Annotated in this window: 19 protein-coding genes and 1 pseudogene; 4 read left to right on the forward strand and 16 right to left on the reverse strand. The window is 69.2% G+C overall.

Going from position 1 to position 17641, the window contains the following annotated elements; all coding sequences use genetic code 11:
• Nucleotides 1-802: 802 nt before the first annotated feature.
• Entirely contained in the window at nucleotides 803-1381 is a 579-nt protein-coding gene (locus AC27IY_RS30650; protein WP_423478027.1) for a GNAT family N-acetyltransferase, read from the forward strand.
• A 193-nt stretch (nucleotides 1382-1574) separates the two neighbouring features.
• Here AC27IY_RS30650 and AC27IY_RS30655 read toward each other — a convergent pair whose 3' ends face one another.
• The 10 genes and pseudogenes from AC27IY_RS30655 to AC27IY_RS30700 all read right to left on the reverse strand — a co-directional run.
• Nucleotides 1575-2531 (reverse strand): alpha/beta hydrolase, encoded by a 957-nt coding sequence (locus AC27IY_RS30655; protein WP_487179999.1) that lies wholly within the window; start codon nucleotides 2529-2531, stop codon nucleotides 1575-1577.
• Nucleotides 2528-3694: an FAD-dependent monooxygenase gene (locus AC27IY_RS30660; RefSeq protein ID WP_449947167.1), complete on the reverse strand. Its 1167-nt coding sequence runs from the start codon at nucleotides 3692-3694 to the stop codon at nucleotides 2528-2530. Before AC27IY_RS30660 ends, AC27IY_RS30655 begins: the two co-directional genes overlap by 4 nt.
• Nucleotides 3684-4157 carry a GbsR/MarR family transcriptional regulator gene (locus AC27IY_RS30665; protein WP_487180000.1) on the reverse strand — a complete coding sequence of 158 codons (474 nt, stop codon included), beginning with the start codon at nucleotides 4155-4157 and terminating at the stop codon, nucleotides 3684-3686. The genes AC27IY_RS30660 and AC27IY_RS30665 overlap by 11 nt, the downstream gene beginning before the upstream one ends.
• 260 nt (nucleotides 4158-4417) lie before the next feature.
• Nucleotides 4418-5080 (reverse strand): class I SAM-dependent methyltransferase, encoded by a 663-nt coding sequence (locus tag AC27IY_RS30670; RefSeq protein WP_487180001.1) that lies wholly within the window; start codon nucleotides 5078-5080, stop codon nucleotides 4418-4420.
• 18 nt (nucleotides 5081-5098) lie between these two features.
• Entirely contained in the window at nucleotides 5099-5581 is a 483-nt protein-coding gene (locus tag AC27IY_RS30675; RefSeq protein WP_487180002.1) for an Rv3654c family TadE-like protein, read from the reverse strand.
• A 196-nt stretch (nucleotides 5582-5777) separates the two neighbouring features.
• On the reverse strand, nucleotides 5778-6152 hold the full coding sequence (locus AC27IY_RS30680) for a TadE family type IV pilus minor pilin (RefSeq protein ID WP_487180003.1): 375 nt from the start codon (nucleotides 6150-6152) through the stop codon (nucleotides 5778-5780).
• Entirely contained in the window at nucleotides 6149-6655 is a 507-nt protein-coding gene (locus tag AC27IY_RS30685; protein WP_487180004.1) for a DUF4244 domain-containing protein, read from the reverse strand. Before AC27IY_RS30685 ends, AC27IY_RS30680 begins: the two co-directional genes overlap by 4 nt.
• Before the next feature lie 708 nt (nucleotides 6656-7363).
• Nucleotides 7364-8236, reverse strand: coding sequence for a type II secretion system F family protein (locus AC27IY_RS30690; RefSeq protein ID WP_487180005.1), 873 nt, complete (start codon nucleotides 8234-8236; stop codon nucleotides 7364-7366).
• Between the two features lie 239 nt (nucleotides 8237-8475).
• Nucleotides 8476-9189: a type II secretion system F family protein gene (locus AC27IY_RS30695; RefSeq protein WP_487180006.1), complete on the reverse strand. Its 714-nt coding sequence runs from the start codon at nucleotides 9187-9189 to the stop codon at nucleotides 8476-8478.
• Between the two features lie 37 nt (nucleotides 9190-9226).
• A pseudogene (locus AC27IY_RS30700) lies at nucleotides 9227-9844 on the reverse strand (ATPase, T2SS/T4P/T4SS family); the annotation flags it as partial.
• 93 nt (nucleotides 9845-9937) lie between these two features.
• Between AC27IY_RS30700 and AC27IY_RS30705 the strand changes: the two are divergent.
• From AC27IY_RS30705 to AC27IY_RS30715, 3 genes are all read left to right on the forward strand, one after another.
• Entirely contained in the window at nucleotides 9938-10939 is a 1002-nt protein-coding gene (locus AC27IY_RS30705; RefSeq protein WP_487180007.1) for a hypothetical protein, read from the forward strand.
• A gap of 112 nt (nucleotides 10940-11051) precedes the next feature.
• Nucleotides 11052-12014 (forward strand): hypothetical protein, encoded by a 963-nt coding sequence (locus AC27IY_RS30710; protein ID WP_487180008.1) that lies wholly within the window; start codon nucleotides 11052-11054, stop codon nucleotides 12012-12014.
• Nucleotides 12011-14182 carry a hypothetical protein gene (locus AC27IY_RS30715; RefSeq protein WP_487180009.1) on the forward strand — a complete coding sequence of 724 codons (2172 nt, stop codon included), beginning with the start codon at nucleotides 12011-12013 and terminating at the stop codon, nucleotides 14180-14182. Before AC27IY_RS30710 ends, AC27IY_RS30715 begins: the two co-directional genes overlap by 4 nt.
• Nucleotides 14183-14702: 520 nt before the next feature.
• On the opposite strand, the gene AC27IY_RS30720 is transcribed toward AC27IY_RS30715, so the two are convergent.
• The 6 genes from AC27IY_RS30720 to AC27IY_RS30745 form a co-directional block, all read right to left on the reverse strand.
• Nucleotides 14703-14990 (reverse strand): hypothetical protein, encoded by a 288-nt coding sequence (locus AC27IY_RS30720; protein ID WP_487180010.1) that lies wholly within the window; start codon nucleotides 14988-14990, stop codon nucleotides 14703-14705.
• Nucleotides 14987-15274 (reverse strand): hypothetical protein, encoded by a 288-nt coding sequence (locus AC27IY_RS30725; protein ID WP_487180011.1) that lies wholly within the window; start codon nucleotides 15272-15274, stop codon nucleotides 14987-14989. Before AC27IY_RS30725 ends, AC27IY_RS30720 begins: the two co-directional genes overlap by 4 nt.
• A gap of 190 nt (nucleotides 15275-15464) precedes the next feature.
• Nucleotides 15465-15821, reverse strand: coding sequence for a hypothetical protein (locus AC27IY_RS30730; RefSeq protein WP_487180012.1), 357 nt, complete (start codon nucleotides 15819-15821; stop codon nucleotides 15465-15467).
• A gap of 22 nt (nucleotides 15822-15843) precedes the next feature.
• Nucleotides 15844-16134 carry a hypothetical protein gene (locus tag AC27IY_RS30735; RefSeq protein ID WP_487180013.1) on the reverse strand — a complete coding sequence of 97 codons (291 nt, stop codon included), beginning with the start codon at nucleotides 16132-16134 and terminating at the stop codon, nucleotides 15844-15846.
• A 386-nt stretch (nucleotides 16135-16520) separates the two neighbouring features.
• On the reverse strand, nucleotides 16521-17141 hold the full coding sequence (locus AC27IY_RS30740) for a recombinase family protein (RefSeq protein WP_487180014.1): 621 nt from the start codon (nucleotides 17139-17141) through the stop codon (nucleotides 16521-16523).
• Between the two features lie 217 nt (nucleotides 17142-17358).
• Nucleotides 17359-17610, reverse strand: a complete 252-nt coding sequence (locus tag AC27IY_RS30745) for a GntR family transcriptional regulator (RefSeq protein WP_487180015.1) — start codon at nucleotides 17608-17610, stop codon at nucleotides 17359-17361.
• Nucleotides 17611-17641 lie beyond the last annotated feature (31 nt).

A 17641-nucleotide genomic window follows, 5' to 3' on the forward strand; every position in this document is an offset into this window, starting at 1 on the left:
CCCACCGCGACGATCCCCGCGGCCACCACTCTGCCAACTACCGTCACGACGCTTCCCTCCATCGAGAGACTCGCGCCACCCGGCCCACTCGCGAGGAGCGAGTCAAGCGACGACCGGAAGTGCAGTTCGCCCGGCGAAACGGTCACCGACCGCCCCCGGCCCCGCACCCTGGCGACACCGTTCCGGCTCTCCCAGACCCTTCATCAGAACGGCATGGACCGCGGGTAAGCGGAACGTTACGTGAGCAAGCAGACTCTTGGACACCAAGTCCAAGAAGTCGTGACTTGATTGCGACCTAGCCCCACAAACCCCAAAAACCACCGTACTTCACCACATCCGCCACCACCAGCAAACCCTCCTTACAAGGCACCCCGACCACCGCCGACTACGCCACCATCCAGCAGCCCCCAAAATGCCTTATGAGCGTGTCCTATATCTCCACACCTCGCCCCACAGCCCTCGTCCACCGAAACCGACATTGCACCGATCTCCTGGAGGAAGCGCTTGTCGACAAAACCCGATCGCCCTTCGGTAACTATAAAAACCCGCCTGCTTCTCTGGGTTCACGCTTTTCGCGCTCCCATAGCCGATGACTTGATCAATGACCCCGTGGGCCAGGAAAGGCATGCCACCCGACCATCACCACCGCACGCCCGCTCGTCGAAAGCTCCAAGCCCCGCCCTGGCCGAGACGCGAGATCGCGAACCGATGGCACGTCTGAGACACCGACAAGGTGCACATCTATGCCAGGCACGGGCGCAGACGAGTGCAGCCGCCCCAACCAGCGCCCGAGAAGTGCTGCGTGATCTATGATCACAAGCTCATGAGCCAATTGCCCACGCTGTCCGCCACGGAAGTCACGTCGGAACGACTCCTGCTTCGCAAAGCGCACCACACCGACCGCGACGGCCTCATCGAACTCATGACCGATCCCGAGGTGCGGGCCTACCTCGGTGGCCCCCGCCCTCGGAGCGAGGTCGAGCAGTATTTCGATATGAGCATCGCGAACCCGACCCCCAGCCCTGGCAATTTCGTCATCGCGGACAACACGACGAACCGACTTATCGGCACATTGACGCTCGCCCGCCGGTCGGCCGATCGTCCCGGCCATGTCACCGAGGGTGGCGGGGAACTGGAACTGGGCTATGTGCTGCGGCGCAGTGCGTGGGGCGCGGGATTCGCGTACGAGGCCGCAACTGCGGCGTTGCGCGCCGCGGCTGACGAACTTCCTGACCAGCCGGTCCTGGTCGTGACCCAGACCGCGAACCAGCGATCTCTGAAACTCGCCGCCCGCCTTGGTTTCCGCCCTGTCAGCACGTTCGTGGAATTCGACGCCGAGCAGACTCTCTGCACGGCCCCCTTGTCCGGTTTCCGAATCTGATCTCAGTCTTGAACGCATCTGCCGGAACGCGGCGCCCCTCAGACAGGCGGGCCAGCAGGACATCAGCCGACCACGACCGTCACGGTGCCCGTTGTTCCAGGGCGGGCGCGGGGTGGGGGATGAAGCGGACGGTCACAGGCGTCCGGGCGAGTGCTCAGGATCGTGTGGCTGCTCAGCGCTTCCGTACACGCTGTCAGGCCTGCTGAGGGGAGAATTCGGGCCGCAGACCCTTGGCACGCACCTCGCGGGCCGGCGGGGAGGGAACGAACGGCTCTGCCTCGACCAGGTGCCGGCGGAACCACTCGGCCGCGATGCCCATGGCCTGGCCGAGCCCGGGTTCCACCGACAGGCCGCGCTCGTCGTAGGGCAGGATCTCGAGGAGTTTCGGTTCGCGTGCCCGCTCGTAGGCGTCCAGAACCTCGTCGATGTCGTGAGTGAGATCCTCACGCCCGGTGACCATGAGGAGCGGCCGGGGGGCGAGGCGTTCGAGGAACGCCTCCGGCGCCCACAACAGTATCTGGGCCAGTGACTCGGCCTCCACCTCGTCGTCGAAGGTCGGGAAGACCTCCTTGGCCAGGGCCAGGTAGTCCACGATGTGCGGGTCGCCGGTGCCGAGCAGGGGCATGCGCATCCCGCTGCCGGTCTCGTGCCGCTGGTGCAGATCCTGGTCGACCACGTCGAGCAGGCCCTGGACACCGGCCCGGCCACGGGCCTTCTCCATGGCTCGCCAGCCGTTGAACATGCTGGGGTTCTGGCAGGCGACACATCGGACTCGGCGGTCGATCGCGGCTGCCTGGATCGCCACGGTGGCGCCCAGGCTGTGCCCCCACAGCCCGATCCTGGCCGCGTCCACCTCGGGGCGGCCTTGCAGATAGGTGACGGCATTGCGGACGTCGTCGACGTAGCGGTGCGGGAAGACCTGGCCGCGCGGGTGGCCCTCACTGGCGCCGATGGTGCGATAGTCGATCGCGAGCACGGCGAAGCCGGCCCGTGTCAGGTAGGCGGCGCCGGGTGCCAGAGCCTCCTTGACCATGTGGACGCTGTGCCCCATCACCACGCCGGGCACCGGCCCGTCGGCTTCCCGCGGCAGGTGGAGGTCGGCCGCGCAGCGTACGTCGCCGCTGCGGAACGTGATGTGCTCGATCGTCATCGTGTCACTTCCGTGGAGAGTGGAGGGGTCCAGTCCCAGAGCCGGGAGCTCTTGCGGCGGGCCACGCCGGAGGAGGCCAGACGGGTCATCGTGGTCATGAGCCGGTAGGTGGCGCCGCTGGTGGACAGGCTGAGCCTGGGGTCGGTCCTCGCCATGCGCTGCACCTGCTGGGTGCGCGGGCGGCGGGCCTGGTCGTAGCGGTCGAGAGCCTGCGGGACGGAGGTCGCCCGGGCCGTCTCGGCTGCGAGCACGACCGCGTCCTCCAGCGCCTGGCAGGCGCCTTGCGCCAGGAAAGGAGTCATCGCGTGGGCGGCATCGCCCAGCAACGCGATGCGGCCCTTCACGTAGGCGGGCAGGGGGTCCAGGTCGTAGATGTCGTGACACAGCACCGCTTCGGGCGGCGTGGCAGCCAGCAGCGCCGGGATCGGATCGTGCCAGCCGCGGGTCCTGGCCGACACCTCTCGCAGATCGTCATCGAAACGCAGCCCCGGCTCCTCCTGGCGCACGGTGAGGAACCAGAACACCCGCTCACCTACCAGGGGATGCGCGCCGAACCGGGCGCCGCGCCCCCAGGTCTGGAACCCGCTCACCGGCCAGACCGCGCCCGGCTCTGTCACCCCGCGCCAGCACAGAATGCGCTGGAAGACAGGCTCGGGCGCGTCGGGCCAGACGCTGCGGCGTACCGTGCTGTGAATGCCGTCGGCCCCGACCAGCAGATCGGCCCGCAGCTCGGCGCCGTCCCGGCAGGTGACCGTGACGCCGCCGCCGTCCTGGCGGACGCCGGTCACCTCGGCGCCGGTACGGATCCGCTCGGCCGGCACATGCCGGGCCAGCACGCGCTGCAGATCGGCGCGGTGGTTGGCGAGCAGCGCCTGATCAGCGTCCGGCTGGAACCTCACCAGGTAGGTCCCGTCCGGCAGCCGCATCGTGGCGCCCGCCTCGGTGGGCACCGAACAAGCCCGGAACTCCTCGCCGACGCCCAGGGCGTCGGCCGCGCGCAACGCGTTCGGCGCGAACGACCAGCCGGCGCCCACCTCACCCAGTTCCCGCGCCCGCTCCAGCACGGTCACGTCCCAGCCGCCGCGCAGCAGGCCGACGGCCGCGGCCAGCCCTCCGATCCCGGCCCCGGCCACGATCGCGGTGCGACCCCGCTCAGCGTTCATCAACCTCTCCCTCGTGCTGCGGCCCGGGCATGCTCGCGAAGGCCTTGTCCATCCAGTCGAAGACGTTGTGCGCCGCGCGCAGCCGCCCGGTGCGCGCAGGATCGGAGCCGGCCAGCTCCATGCCCGCCGCGGTGATCTCACGGAACGCGGCCAGGCCCGCCACCCTGCGCCGGATGACCCGTTCCCAGGCGTCATCGTCCACCTGGTAGTAGTGGGTCTTCTGTCCGGGGCGGGTGCGACGGCGCACGAACCCGGCGTCGATGAGCAGGCGCATGCTGGTGGCCAGTGATGCCCTGCTCGCCCCGATCGCCTCGGCGATCTGACCCGCCGACTGCTCCGGCGGGTCACAGATCATCAGCCAGGCCAGCACACGGCCGGCTATGGGCGGGACGGCATATTCGTCGATGCAGAAGGCTGCCGCCTGCTCGACCCACTCAAGGATCCGCTCCCGGTCTTCTACCATCCGTTCACCTCCACAATCTCCTATAAAGTTCAGTATGTACTGAATATTGTGTGAAAACAAGAGATCGTGAGGAGGGTGTTCTGTCTCGTCGGACTTGAGGAGTCCCCTGCTGTCGGTCCGGTCGGCTCAAGTGCCCCTCCGAGCCGACGGGCTCACCGACCGTCTGGCCTGAGCGGCAAGAGCAGGCAAGAAGAGCGTTTACCGGACCGGCGTCAGAGTCGCTCCACCGTAGAAGCAGGGGCCGCCGCGCCCACCACGTGTCACTGATCGCGTCCGGCGATGCTGAGCAGGTGACCGCTGACCCCGAGCAACGACGGCACCGATCCCATCGAGCGCTGCGCGTCGAGCAGGAGGGGTCTGCGCTCGGGGTCTTCCAGCCAGTCGCCGATGTCGCCGTACAGAGAGAAGCCGCCTTCCAGGCCGTACCGTTCGACATCGGGAAAGCCCGCGTCGGCGAATTTTCCGGCACCTCGTCGGGGTCGCGAAGGTAGGCCGGGAATCCTCGCCCAGGAGAAAGCGTGATCCCGTTCGCCGCCGCTGCGCGTGCGGCCTCCCGTTGCCGTTCTTGGAGGTAGTGCCCCAGGTAGATGGCGTCGTGCACGGCCGCGTGACGGCTGATCGTCGCAACCGCGATCACGCCGCCGGGTCTCAGGGCGCGCCGGGCCTCTGTCAGGGTCCCGCACTCGATCGGCCCGGTCCGGCAGGTGGTAGAGGGGGCCCAGGAGAAGGACCGCGTCCTGGCTCGCGTCCGCGACGGGCAGGGGGCGTGCGTCGCCGAGCGGCGCGCTCACCCCGGCCAGTCGCGCGGCACGCTGGACGTGGCGCGGAACGGGGTCCAGCAGTTCGACCGCGTAGCCGTCGGCGCTCAGCCACTCGGCGTGCACGCCGATGCCGCCGCCCACGTCCAGCACGCGCGCCGGCATGCTGATGATGCTGTCCGGTTACGGGGCCGGGCCTGCTCGGGCTCTGCCTCTGACAGTTGCGGTGCCTACGACCGGTAGCGAGATCGACAGAGCGGTCCAGACATCGGCCACCTCGCCGCTGATCTCGCATCGGATCATCTCGACACCGTTGCCGGCTGCCAGCGCGCCGGCTCGGGCGCACGCTTCCTGCGGATCGAGCAGCGCGAGCCGGGCGGCCGCCAAAGCGCTGAGGTCGGCCGCGTTGTTCACGCGGTGGCGGGCCACGCGCGCGGTGCCCGCCGTGGCGAAAGCCGTGGCCACAGCCATCAGAAGCCCCATCAGGGCCACACCCCACAAGGTGGCGGATCCGCGTTCGCCGGCATCGGCATCATCCCTTCGTGTGACGGCCCGCAGCCCCCGACGCGCATCGAACCGCGCGCGTCTTCGCTGGTAGGACTGCGGCGGACGTCGTCCGTCATGCGTGCGTTCTCGAACCACTCCTTGCACCTGGCTTCCCTTCATCCGCCGCTTGTGCGGAGTGTCTTTCGGCGGAGGTGACGACGTCCTCCTCGGCTTGACTGGCTTGAGCCGCAGCGTGGACCACGGGGCCGTGGCGGCGCGCGTCACGATCCGGCGCGGCCATGAGGTGGGCACATGTCAGCTGGCCCCGTGGTCGCGACGATGCGGCAATGCTTGCGACAGACGTGATGGATCTCGACTACGGCTCTGTGTCGGCGAAGGCGGAGGCGGATACGCGTACTGGCGGGAATGCCGAACCCCATGCTGGTCTCACTTGAACGGCGATCTGAACTTGCGTCGTCTCCGGGTCGCGGACGATGTCCACTTGCGCGTCCGCGCTCGTGGCCGTGATGGCGACCGCGCGGACCTCCTCCAACGGCTCGCCTCTCGCGGCGGCCCGGGCCGCGGCGCGGGCCGCGTCCACGCATTCGAGCTGGACGGCGACGGACTGGAGGGCCCACAGACCGGCTGCCAGGACGATCATCAGTGCCGGAAGCACGGCTGCGGTCTCAGCGGTCACAGAGCCTCGCGCTGCCGAAGCGCCTCGGGGAAGCCGCCTCGGGCGAAAGCTCACTCGCCCGTTTTCAGCGCTCGGCTGATGATGCCGGTGAGCAGATCCGCGACTTCTGTGCCACTGACGATCTTCATGAGGAGCGCCGCGAAAGCGCAGGCCGCGATGGTTCCCACGGCGTATTCGGCGGTGGACATGCCGCGCTCGCGGTTTGTGGCCGCGTAGTGCAGCCACTTGTTGGAGCGAGGGTGAAGGCTCGGGCGCCTCGGGGTTCTCGCGTGGGTCCTGTGGCCGTCAGTGTCGGAGCCGTCGACTGAAGGCTTCTGGGGGTCGTCCGTCTTGGGTGCCGTGTGTTCGGGCGCCGGGGCTTCCCATACAGGGGATGTCGGGGCTGTGGTGGTGTTGTCATGGGCGGCGAGTGCGCGGCTTGTCCGGGAGGTGGGGCGGCTGATCGGAGGCTGAGGGATGCTCTCGTGGTTTCGCTTCAGAGCGGTGGGCGGCGGTGGAGGAGTGGCAGCTTCTGATGTGGACGTGGTGGCGTCCGGTGTGGGGGCGGGGCTGTGCATCGTGCCTCCAGGTGCTTGGTGGAGCCGGTTCTGCCCGGCGGGTTACAGGTTCGTCGAGATCGAGCCGGCGGAAGTGGCCGAGCGGCGTTCTGTGGATAACTGTGCGCCGCGTGTGTCTGGGGTGATCGGGAGGCGGTGCGCGTAGGGGCAGCTGGGTGAGGATCGGACGACGGGCTGTGGCGTGCTGAGGCCTGAGCTGGCGCAGTTGTCCTTTGCGGCGCTGACGGTGCCCAGCGGCGGGGGCATGGGCGACATGTGGCGCGGACTGGTGCTGGTGCGAGGCGATGTGCCGAGTTGCCGGTCACCGCTGCGCGGCTGCGAGAGACGGCGCAGCTGCGGGAGACCGCGCGGCTGATGGCGTGGCTACGAAAGGCGGCGTGATCATGGAAGGCTGTGCTGAGACCTGAGCTGACACGGCTGTCCCATGTGGCGCTGACAGTCCCCAGCCATGGTGGCCTTGTGTGCGGCGTGGTCCCCAGTGGTGCTGGTGTGAGCGGTGACCCTTCTCTGCTGGTGTGAGGGCTGGTCGCGCTGGTGCTGGTGTGAGGCGTGGTCCCCAGTGGTGCTGGTGTGAGCGGTGACCCTTCTCTGCTGGTGTGAGGGGTGGTCGCGCTGGTGCTGGTGTGAGGCGTGGTCCGACACGGTGCTAGCGGAATGCGCAGTGCCGGGTTGTCGGTCATCGTTGCGGGGCTATGGGAGGTGGCGTGGCTACGGGAGGATGAGGGCGGAGGCGAGGTCGGCCACTACCGGGACGATGCCCAGGAGGACGAACGCCGGGAGGAAGCACAGGCCCAGAGGGGCCACTGCCTTGACTCCGACGCGCCTCGCTGCCGCCGCTGCGGCGGCCCTGGACGCGTCGCGGGCGTCGTCCGCCAGGCGGGTCAGGGCATCGGCTACGGGGGTGCCGCTTTGGGTGGCTCTGATCATGGTTCGGGAGAGCTGTCCTAATGCTGGGTCCTTGGCCAGGAGGGCCCAGGTGGGTTCTGCGTCCGCGCCGAGGCGCAGTTGCGTGCTCACCCAGCCGAGGCGTTGGCCGAGAGGGCCGCCTATCGCGTCGGCGGCGATCTCGGTGGCGGCGCTGACCGGGCAGCCTGCCAGGAGGCCGGCGGTCATCAGGTCGGCGGCGAAAGGGAGGTCAGTCAGGATCTGCTGCTGGTCCTGTTGTGACCGTGTGGGTTGTCTCTTGTGCAGGTAGATGCCGGTAGCGGGAGTTATGAGAAGTCCTACCATCACGCCGACGGCGCCTCCGATCAAGACGGCTATCGCCAGGCCTGCCGAGGTCGCGATGAGGATGGTCTTTCGGGTGACGCCCCGACTAGGGCCTTTGCCGAGTTGGTCCAGCCATGTCGGGGGCGGTTCGGTTTCGGTGTCGGCAGGGTGTGTGGTGGTGGTTGCGGGATCGAGCGCCGCGGCGTGCGGCTGGGATTTCGGGTTCGGACGTCGGCGGTGGTCAAGGCCGGGGGGCAGGTTCGGGCTTTGCTGGTCGCCTGGGCTCGTGGGTGGCTTCAGGCGGGGCACGCGGGTCAGGCGGGCCAGGCGGTCCTGGGGCGTGTGTGAGGGGAGCCAGAACCAAATGGCCATGGCGGCGCATAGTGCGGACAGCAAAGGGAGCAATGGGGGTCCCGTCGGTTGCGGTGGTAGGCGTGACTGGTCGGTGCAGTTGATGGCTTGGAGGTCCGAGTTGCGCTGAGCGAGGGATCGCTGGTGGTGGTGCCCCGGTCGGAGCCCCGCACCACGCCCGATCAGCACAGCAGCACCCGCACCCCGCCAGTCAGCACAGCAGGCCCCGCGCCCCGCCAGTCAGCACAGCAGCGCCGTTGTCAGAGTTCGGCTTTGGTGGACATGTGGTGGGTCCACCACAGGCCGCAGGCGTTCAGGGCGATGCCGGTTGTCAGGCAGGCGATGCCTGGGAGGCTGCCGAGCAGGAAACGCAGGGGATTCATGTTCAGCGTGGCGGCCATGAGGAGGCCCAGTACGGGGAGGACGGCGAGCATTTTGGCCGTGGTTCGTGGGCCTGCGAGCTGAGCGGTCACGTCCTGGCTGTGGAGTTGGGCTGTGCGTAACGTGGCGGCGACGCGGTCCGCCAAGGCGGCGAGGCCGGCTCCTGTGGTGATGCTCACCTGCCAGCAGGCCGCCAGTTGGCGTAGACCCTCGCCGCCCTGGGGCGGGGCCGCGTTCGTGAGGGCCGTCGGGACGTCGCCGCCGTCTCTCGCCGCGGCGAGGACCGGGCGCAGGAGGTCGGGGTCGGGGACGGTGATTGCGGACATCGCCCTGGTCAGGGCTTCGCCCGGGGTGCGGCCTGTGGATAGTTCGGCGGAGAGGGCCTGGCAGAGCTCGATGGAGGCCAGTCGCCAGGCTTCGGTACGGCGTTTCGGGCTCTGGGGAGCGCGGAGGAGCGTCCAGAAAGGGCGGGATTGGTGTGATTTAGCGGGCGCTGTGAGCTTGGCCAGGCGCGTTGTGGCGGTGGCGGGAGTTGTCCACAGCCATACAGCGAAGCCTGTGGACAACGCGGCCAGCCAGACTGCGGTCGGCACGGTTTCTTCCTTCGCGGGTCAGGAGTGGCGGGTGCGTCTATGCGCTCGCCGGCCCGTGGGGAGGGAGGCAGGGGTGAGGGCGTACGGCATTCGAGAAGGCTTCGTAACCGGGGCCGAGGTGGGTGTCGCCGGACGGGTCGAAGGTCACGGCGGGGAGGGACTCGACGAATCCTGTGGATGTCCGGGTGAGCAGGCAGATCTCGGCGATGCGCCTTCGGCCGTTGTGGCGGTCGCGGGTCAGGTGGATGACGGCGTCCAGGGCGGCGGCCAGTTGACTGTGGACGGCCTCGCGACTCAGTCCGGCCGCGCAGCCCAGAGCTTCCAGCCGGGGCGGCACGTCGGCGGCGGTGTTCGCGTGAAGCGTGCCGCAGCCGCCCTCGTGGCCTGTGTTGAGGGCGGCGAGCAAGTCCACGACCTCGGACCCTCTGACCTCGCCCACCACGAGGCGGTCAGGGCGCATGCGCAGGGCCTGGCGTACCAGGCCGCGGAGGTTCACGCCGCCGGCGCCCTCCAGGTTCGGTGGACGGGTTTCGAGGCGGACCACGTGGGGGTGGAAGGGGCGGAGTTCGGCCGAGTCCTCCACGAGGAGGAGGCGTTCGCCCGGGTCGGCCAGGGAGAGGAGCCCCGAGAGCAGGGTCGTCTTGCCGGGTCCCGACAAAAGACACACCTAAGCAACTCGGCCCCAAGCGGGTGCTGGAACACCTGCTCAGGGCCTTGACCCCCACCTGCGAACACCAGGAGAGGACCCATGCACGACGTTACAGGAACCCCCGAGCCTGAGGACATCTCCGCGCTGATCAGCGGGGCCGAGGCGCTCCTGGCAGCTAATACGCCGGTCGAGCAGCCCGCCCCGTCGGTCGTCACCACCGCCCCGTCTGCGGCCGTGTCCGGCGAGACCAAGCGCGTGCGCCAGCTCCGGGCCGAGGTCGCCGAGGCTCACCTTCTGGCAGACCTTCAGAACGACGACTCCCCGCTGCTGCTCGACTCCCCCAAGGTGCGCAAGCGGCGCAAGGCCGCGTACGAGGCTGCCCGCTTGCACGAGCTGGCCCAGGACCCGATGATGCGCGCCTGGCAGGCCTCCCGCATGCGCAAGCTCCTGGTCACCGTGGCCATGGTGTCGCTGGCGCTGGCGCTGGCCTGGTCGACGGCCGGTGTCCAGGTGTTCGCCGCCGAGGGTGCTCCGGCCTGGTCGCCGTCGTGGGTGTTCGCCTGGCTGGTCGAGCCGTTCATGAGCATGGCCCTGCTCGTGGTCGTCGGCGCCCGCGCCTACATGGGGACGCACGGCCAGCCGATCGAGTCCAAGATGCTCACGCGGATCGAGTACCTGTTCCTGGGCCTCACCTTGGGCATGAACGCCTGGCGTCACCTGCCCGGCGTGGCCGACGACTTCAGCGTGTCGGCTCTGGTCCTCCACATCCTTGGGCCGGTCGTGGCCGTGGCCATCGTGACCGCGCTCCCGATCATCCTGGCCGCGTTCACCGGCCTGGACCACGGTCGGACTACCGGCGCGGAGGCCTCCGACTACACCCCTCCGGCCGTTCGGCGGCCGTCGTCCTCCGCCCCCGCTGACCAGCAGTCGGATAGGGGTTCGGAGACCCCTCCGCGTGGCCGCTCGCTGGCCGATCACCGGACGGAGCTGACGGTCCTGATCGCGAACGGTGCTCTCCCGGCGAAGCCGTCGGCGGAGGCCATCCGCAAGGCGCTCGGCTGCAGCCGTGACACCGCCAAGCTCCTCCGCGACGAGCGCTGACCCCCGGCCCGCAAGAGGGCCTGACGAAGCCACACAGACAGTACGACCCCGGTCGGTGCGCCAACACCGGCCCGGGGTCTAGGGCCACCCCTGCGCATATCAGGAGCGAACCTTGCCCAACCGTACCCCGGGGATCCGCCGGGCCGAACTCCCCACGGATCACTTCACGACGATCAGCAACAGGTGGGTCCGCGACAAGCGGCTGACCTGGAAGGCGCGCGGCGTCCTCGGCTGGCTGGCCTCCCACAAGATCGGCTTCCGGATCTCGGAGAAGGCGCTCATCGCCGCTGCGCCCGACGGGCGTGACGCCGTACGCGGCGCCCTGAAGGAGCTGGAGCGGCACGGCTACCTCATCCGTGAGCGCCAGCGCGCGGCCAGCGGCAAGCTCGGCGGCACCGACTACATCCTGTGCGACCCGTGGACGGCCGCAAATCAGCAGGTCAGCACCAACGACGGATTTTCCGTCCCTGGTGGACCCGCCGCTCCCGCGCCTACGCCGGAAAATCCGTCACAGGCTCCGACCAGCGGAAACGGGGCCAACGCCCAGGCCGCACCTACGACGGATAACCCGTCGCAGGACGTGACCAGCGGAGACGACGCATCGTCGCAGGTCGGCACCAACGACGGATTTTCCACCCTCTTTAAGAAGAACAACAACCAGAAGAACAAGAAGAAGAACAGTGATCATCTTCTCCCCGTAGGGGAGCGCACGGTCCGTAACGCGCGCGGGGCCGCGCAGACGCCTTCGGCGAATCAGGAAGATCTTTCTCGGTTGGCTGGTGACGTGCTCGGCCAGTTGCCGGACCACTACCGGGCGGCCCCGGCCTGGCTGCGCTCCCGGATGCTGACGCGGATCTCCGAGGCCCTGACCGATCACGAGCCCCTGGCCCTCGTCGAGTACGCCCACAGGTTCGCGGCCGACCCGAACTTCGGCGCCTACGAGCACCTGCGCCGGTTCGCCGACGTGGTCCGGAAGCTGGACGCCGACATCGCCGATGGCACCACCTGCCCCCGCTGCGGCCGTGACCCGCTGCACACCTTCTGCTCCGCTGACGTCGAGGGAGGCACCCGATGAGCGCCGATGCCGTAGAGATCATCATGGGCGGCCCTGAGGAGCCTTCTGAGCCGATTTCGGCGGCCCGTAAGTCCAAGGAGATCACCCCCGAAATTGCGGGGCTCTCAGACGATCTCAGCGCTTCCCGGGCCTCCGCCGGTCGGCCGCTGGCGCCGGGCGACGCGGGGGCTGTGCGGTACGCCGCCAGCATCGTCGGACACGGAGCCCTGCGGACGCCGCTGCACACCTGGGAACGGGCGTGGGACTGGCTCAAGCTGGCGCACCTGCGCGAGGGCGGCACCCACCGGGGCCAGGTCGCCGAGCGGCACGCCGCGACGTACGCGAAGCTGCAGCAGGACCGGGCCCGCCGGGCCGGTGCCGTCGCCAGGGTGGCCGCCTGGCCGTGGACGACCCGCGCGAAGGTCGGCAAGGTCCCCGTGGCCCTGGTGACCTGGGGCGTTACCGCAGGCGAGGGGGTGTACGCCGCTCAGCCGGCGAATCCGCTCCTGGCAACCATCCTCGGCGGGCTCAACGGCCTCGTCGCCGACACGGTCACCGCCGTCGTCCACCTGGCCAGCCCTGCCGCTCTGCCCGCCGCTGGCCTCGCTGGGCTCGCTGCCGTCGGCGGGAGCATCCGGCGTGAGCACGACCGCCGCCGCGAGCAGTTCCGGGTGCGTGAGGGTGCCGACGTCGGCGTGACCGAGGCCGGGGAGCTGCTGCCGTCCATGCCGATCGCGGACTGCTCGACTCCGGCCGCCGCCATGGAGGCCGTACGCCGGGCCCTGGCCGTCGAGCGGATCAACGTCCGGCCGCTCACGGCCACCGCTACGCCATGGGGCTGGGAAGTCGTCGTGCAGATGCGCAAGGGCCAGCCCGGGGACATCACCCGCGCGGCGGCCGACCTGGAGACGCTGCTGGACGTGCGCGAGGCCGGTGTCCTGGTCACCCCGCACCGGGACCGGCGGGCCCGGGTGACGCTGCGCGTGATCGAGTCGGACCCGTGGGCTGACATGCCGTCGGCGGCCGACTACGCGGGCCAGAGCAGGACCGTGCTGGACCCGATTTGGCTGGGCCAGCGGCTCGACGGCGCCCAGGTCAGTACCCCGTTCGCCAGCAAGCACAGCCTGATCCTGGCCGCGTCCGGCGGCGGTAAGTCGATCCTGCTGCGGGCGATCGTTGACGGCCTCGGCGCGGCCTCCGACGTGCACCTGTGGGACCTGGACCCGTCCGGCGTCGGCCAGGCGCCGCAGGCGGCCGTCATGGGCAGGGTGGCGCTGGACCCGAAGGACTGCGAGAACGCCCTGACGGACGCCGTGGCCATCGCCGTGGCGCGTACGCGGCTGCTGCGCAAGCTGGGCATGGGCGACTCGTGGCAGGCGACGCCGGAGCGCCCGGCGCTGGCCGTCATCGTCGACGAGTACCCGCGCCTGACTCCGGCCGGTCGTGACGCGGCGGTCTCGCTGCTGCGGATCGGGCGGAAGGCGGCCGTGTTCCTCATCTTTGCCAGCCAGGACGCCAAGAAGGACACTCTCGGCGACTCCATCGCGGGCCAGGTGGCGTTCCGCGCGGCCGGGCCCGGTCTGCAGGACTGGCAGGCTGATCTCCTGTTCGGCGCCGGTGCTCGTGCTCGTGGCTGGGACCCGGGCCGGTACCAGCCCGCGACCTCGGCCGACTCCCCGAACGACGCCGGGACGTTCTACGTCGCCGGGGCCGGGGAGGACATGGCGCTCCCGATGCGCGTCGGTTACATGTCGGGCGCCGTGGCACAGGCCCGCGCCGAGCAGTACGCGGCCCTCGGCCGGTGCCCGCTGCTCGACGCCGAGACGCTGACGGCCGCAGACCTGGACGCAGTTGGCGTGTACGTGCGCACCGACGAGGACGCGGGCATGGCTCCTGTCGTCACGCTGGCGCCGGTCGAACCGGAGCCGGTTCCTAACGAGGCCCTGGCGCTGCTGGAGGCCATCGCCACTGACGTCCAGTCCTGGGGCACGGAGTGGGTGCCCGCCGCCGAGCTGGCCGCCATGGCAGCCGCGCGGATGGGCTGGGCGCCGGGCAAGACGGCCGAGATGCGCACGGCCGCGCTGCTCGACGCTGCGGGGATCCCGTCGCGGCGCCGGTCGACGGGCATGGTTAGGCCTCGTGCTGCGCTCCTGGCCGCCGCCGGGCGGGAGCTGGACGCCACGGCGTAGCCGTACGCAGCGTGATCTTTGACGGTCTGCACGGAGGTCTTCACCTGGTCTACACGGTGTAGGCCCCGTGCACACCTACGTGTAGACCCGTTGACCTGCCGATAGGTGCCTGAGGGCCGGTCCGGACGGGTCGGATCAGGGGAGGGGGCGAGAGCTGCCCACCTGCGGAAACGGTACGGCGCCCCTCCCCCCGTTGGCCCACGCTGACAACCGGGCGGATGACCACCCTCCGCAACCAAAAGGGCATGCGATGTCGGTGACCGCCTGGGCGGTGCTCAACGAGTCGACGTAGTTGGTAGGGGCTCGACCACCCCGGGGCATTCGCCGGCTCTTTGTCGCCGCAGGTCAGCAGGGGTGTCACCGGCACTGCAGAAGGCCTCTGGCGACGGCCGCCAGTTGGGATGCTGTTCCGCGTTTCACTGGGGTGCGTCCCAACTACATGGGCGCCTACTTCCGCGAATGGGCCGGGTGGCGCTCGGGCCAAGTAGTAAGTACGTGGCCCTGAGCACCCCCGGCCGCGTCACGCGGTGGGGCCGTCGAGCCCCTGGGGGACGTGCTCCGACTCCTTGAGAATCTGGTCCAGCAGCCGGGCGTCCAAAAGGCGGCCGAGGTCGGCTATGGACCGCTTGAGGTCCTCGGCCTGGCCGAAGGTCAGCCGGTAGCGCACGATCGCGTCAGCCGCGTCCTCATCGCCGTTGACGATGTGCTCCAGGGCCTCGAGAGCACGGGTCTTGAACGAGCGCCTGACGAGGGTGTGGCCAGTGCGGGCCAGCAGCAGGCCGACCCGCTCCAGTCCTGGCCGCGTCACACGGACTCGTTCGGCGCGGGCCGGGTGCCGACGACCACCGGGGCGGTGTGGCCGAGGGCACCGTGCTGGAACGTAGCCGCAGGCCGGAAGCCGTACGCCTGCCTCGGCGGCGGCGCAGCACCCAACGTCGGTCGGGGAGCCGCCAGGGGATGCCCAAGCGGCTCGTGGACCTCGTCCTCCCCCTCATCGTCGTGGCTGGCAAAGCTCTGCACGCCGTCGGTGAACCACTGCTGGCGTGCGCGGCGCTGCTGGGACAGGCTGCTCGCAGCTCCCCAGTTGATCACGGCTCCTCCCGGGGGTCGATCGGCCGGGCGGCCGGGAGGTCGACGACGACAGCCACCCTCGCCTCAACAGCCCGGACCCGCTTAAGGACACGGGCACGGGCGCGGGCACGGCCACATGTCGGGCAGCTGCCCCCGCTCCGGGAGTCGACGCGGTCGACCGGGTGACCCACGGAGCAGGCCGTGTTGCGGGTCACAGCACGTGGAGGCTGGTCGAGCGCTGCCCCATGAAGCCTTCGGCGCCCTGGGCCTCGTACAACACGCCCATCGCCTTAAGCGTTTCCACGCTCTGCCGGAAGTCGTTGGGGCCTGCCTGCGGGAAGGCCTGGTAGAAGTCGCGCATCACCTGCGCCGTTTCGGCCCGACGCATGTTGGACGTGTAGCCGTTGACGATTTCGACCAGCTTCCGGCCGACGGTCGCCATGAAATTCTGGTGCTCCTCCTGTTGCTGGTAGGCCTGCTCGGCTGCTGCCTGCTGCTGCGCCAAATTAGCCCGGCGGGCGAGGTTCTCGCGACTCCAGAAATTGTTACTGCTGGCATTGGTGGTCATTTGCAAATTCCTTTCAGGGCTGTCATGCCGTCTTGCGCTTGGTCTCGGACTTGGGATGCTTGTGGGTGGCGATGTACCAGAGGATGAAGTGTTCGCCCTGCTGCTCATCAGCGATGATGTCGGCCACGCCGTCGAGGCCAAGCAGGGGCACCAGCTTGCCCAGAAAGCGAAAGCTGGTGGTATGCCTGTCACTCGTCAACCGCCACATCTGGTAGCCGGTGCTGCCGATTTGGCGGGCCAGGGCTTGCCGGGTGAGACCCCTCTCTTTGAGCATGGACCTGAAACGATCCGGGGAAATCTTGACGCCGTTCATATTGCTACGGTAGCAGCTATAACTGCGCGAATAGTAATGCCGAGAATTGCCCTCGGCGCCCATTCCGAATTCAGAAAGGCCACTGTCACGCGCGTAATACCGCCACGCACGCAGAAGCTCAGGCCGGGCACCTTGGGGCAGGACGGCTTAAGGGTGCCGGGGGTCGCTCTTGTCAAGGGCTGGCCGAGGGCGGGTCGCGTGCGCCAGCTGGCCGACGGCGACGAGGGCCAGGCCGACGAGGGCGGCAGATTTTCGCCGGCTCACATGCCGCGCGTGGCCGAGCTGGCCGCCGAGGCCGAGCAGCAGGCCCCACACACGCCAAGAGCGCCCACCCACAGCAGGGCGGACGCTCAGGCGGTCGACGAGGACGGGCTACAGGGCGGCGGTCACCGTGCACCCACAGCCGTGGCGTCGGCGGCCGGACGACTGGCGTCCTCGGCCTTGAGGTAGCCATACACGGTGGTGCGCTTCACACCCAGCTCGTCGGCAATCTGCTGCACCGTCCACTTCCGCTTGCCGTCCTCGCCCAGCTCGTCGTACATCTCGCGGGCAAGCTGGGCCTGACGGTCGCGCAGCTTCTTCGGGCGGCCCCCGCTGCGCCCACGGGCCCGCGCGGCGGCCAGGCCGTCATGAGTGTTGGCGATGATCAGTTCGCGCTGGAACTCGGCAAACACGGAGAACATGCCGTACATGGCGCGGCCCTCGGGGGTGCGGGTGTCAATGCCCTGCTCCGTGACGAGCAGGTGAATGCCGCGCTCCCGCAGTTCCGCGCCGAGGTTGACCAGGTGGACCATGGAGCGGCCAAGACGGTCAAGGCGGGTGACCACGAGCGTGTCACCCTCGCGGAGGAGCTGCATCACGAGGTCGAACTTGGGGCGGCTGGACTTAGAGCCGCTGATCTTGTCCAGGTGGATGTGCTCAAGCTCGACACCGGCCCGGGTGAGGGCGTCGTACTGGTGGTCAGGGTTCTGGTCGTCAGTGGAGACTCGCGCGTAACCGATCAACATGTGTCGAGAATATCATGACGACACCGTTTATCGACATAGTTTCTCGACACGAGTTCCCGACACTTCCATGCTGGGAGAACGCGCGTCGGGCGCGACTGTCGACAAACGATCGTTTCTCGACACCGGCTCGGCCGACGCCACGAGGCCGGGGAAGTGCCGACGACGGCGGCCGGGGGCTCGGTATGCCACCGGTTTCACGTACGGGGATGACGTACGCCTACGACGTCGGCCAGGACTCCTCAGGCGCCACGAACGTGCCACGACCTTGCACGGTCACGGTCCATCCCTCTTCGCCGAGGGCCCGCATCGCACGCCGCACGGTGCCGCGAGCTACGCCGTGTTCCTGCTGTAGCTGGGCCTCGCTCGGCAACGGCTGGCGCGGCTGGAAGTCACCGGCCTTGATGCGCTCGCGAATGATCGCGGCGAGTTGCTCCCAGAGCGGCGTGGGGTCGAGCTGGTCAACGGTCACACGCAACACGTTAGGGACGTTCGCCCAGGTC

Source organism: Nonomuraea sp. B208, assembly GCF_057536035.1.